General features: G+C 46.4%; 2 protein-coding genes. Both read left to right on the top strand.

The window, feature by feature from the left end; genetic code table 11:
- Positions 1 to 151 precede the first annotated feature (151 nt).
- The gene (locus F6K37_RS39765) at positions 152 to 1,366 is read left to right on the top strand and encodes a calcium-binding protein (RefSeq protein WP_502887823.1); all 1,215 of its coding nucleotides are present in this window, start codon (positions 152 to 154) and stop codon (positions 1,364 to 1,366) included.
- 492 nt (positions 1,367 to 1,858) lie between these two features.
- Positions 1,859 to 2,031 (top strand): calcium-binding protein (locus F6K37_RS39760; RefSeq protein ID WP_502887824.1); only part of this gene is annotated, 173 nt, incomplete at its 3' end.

The following is a 2,031-nucleotide window of genomic DNA, read 5'->3' as shown; positions in this document are numbered from 1 at the left end:
CCGGGCTAATGGCTATGATTCAATAACCGAATCCATAGACAGTTTAGGGCATAATCTGACTTATTTGTTGTCTATTTGTACTTAGTCTGACTTTCTCTCCATTTTACTCTACTATGAAACAGCCCTGCTCGGTCAAGGGGGAGCAGATACCTTGATTGGCGGTCGTGGTAATGATTCCCTGGACTCCGATACTCTCGGAAGCGTTGATACAATTGGTGATCTTTTAGATGGCGGTGCGGGCAACGATACACTTCAGGGAGAAGCCGGAAACGACACTCTAATTGGTGGCAGTGGCAATGATAGCCTCACGGGTGATGATTCCACTGTAGATTTTGGCAATGATAGCCTCAACGGTGGTTCTGGGAACGATACTCTGAATGGACGTGCCGGGAATGACACACTCAACGGTGGAGCTGGAGTGGACACCACCAATGGTGGTTCTGGTAATGATCGGATAATCGACGACGATTTGGTGAATTTCGACATCCACAATGGCGGTACAGGAATCGACACTATCGATTATTCCAATGTCACATTTGGTGCAGGTCTGGTCACCATCAACCTGGCAACTGAGACCACCTCAGTTTCTGGAGGTAATACCGAAACGATTCGCAATTTTGAGAACGTCGAGGGCTCTCAGGGGGGTGAGACAATCATCGGTACCAGCGGCGCAAACCGCCTCGACGGTAATGGTGGTAATGATACCCTCCTCGGTCAAGGGGGAGCAGATACCTTGATTGGCGGTAGTGGTAATGATTCCCTGGACTCCGATACTCTGGGAACTGTTGATACAATTGGTGATCTTTTAGATGGCGGTGCGGGCAACGATACACTTCAGGGAGAAGCCGGAAACGACACTCTACTTGGTGGCAGTGGCAATGATAGCCTCACGGGTGATGATTCCACTGTAAATTTTGGCAATGATAGCCTCAACGGTGGTTCTGGCAATGACACCCTCACTGGCGCAGGTGGTAACGATACCCTAGTTGGAGGTTTGGGCTCAGATACCCTGAACGGTACTAACAGTATTCTGGACGGTGTTGGTGAAATTGATATCCTTGATCCTGGTGATTTGGGTGCCAGGGATCTGATTATCCTAGGCACCAGTGGCTCGATCTATTACAACGGTGCTGGTCTAGATTACGCTGTGATTGACAATTTCGACAGATTTAGCTTCGCTGGGGAAACTGACTCTGACAAGATCCAGATTTCCGGGTCATTGTCCAATTACAGCTTAAGCTCATTCACAGGTACAAGATCTGGTGTTTCTATTACCAATGGCACTCGAATCAACTTAGGTGCAGAGATCATTGCTTATGTCGATTCTAGTGGTTTACTGACGGCTACTGACTTTATCTCAGTCTAGTCGCCAACGGACTTGATCTGACGGGGTGACAAGTAGGATTGTTTGCTTTACTGGCTCTCTGAGTTTAGGGGAAAGCTGCTGATGGGATACCTAGTCAGAGGGGTGTTGGTACCAAGTTGCATTCATACCTAGCACCCCATCACCAGATCACCCGATCACCTTTTGAGGAATATATTATCTTAGGACTTACGAGGTTTAGTGGGCTTCGTATCACCTCTGGCAAGAACTCCAACTGCTTACCCGTCTCCACCCCAAGGGGTTGATTAGATATTTTTAAAATTTTCCAGAGAGTTTTGCATAAAAATCGGAATTACTAGTGATGAGTATATAGAGCAAGTAAAAACACCATGCTCTTAGCAAAACCACTTCTATTAATAATGAGTATTTCTTAAATACTTTTTCAGGATCTAACTCAGACAAATAGGGTGAATCTTTCCGAATAGAACAATCCACAAATTTTCAAACAATTGCAATCGATCAGGAGCAAATGACATGGCAACTTACACTGGTAACAACTTAAACAACTACCTTTATGGTAGCTCTGGTAACGACACTATCTTTGGTTACGGTGGCAACGACACCCTCGTTGGTGGCTCTGGCAACGATTACCTCTATGGTGGCTCTGGCAACGACTACCTTTATGGTGGCTCTGGCAACGACTACCT

Origin of the sequence: Moorena sp. SIO4E2, assembly GCF_010671945.1 — a bacterium.
Classification (GTDB): Bacteria; Cyanobacteriota; Cyanobacteriia; order Cyanobacteriales; family Coleofasciculaceae; genus Moorena; species Moorena producens.
This window is presented reverse-complemented; position numbering and strand designations above follow the sequence as displayed.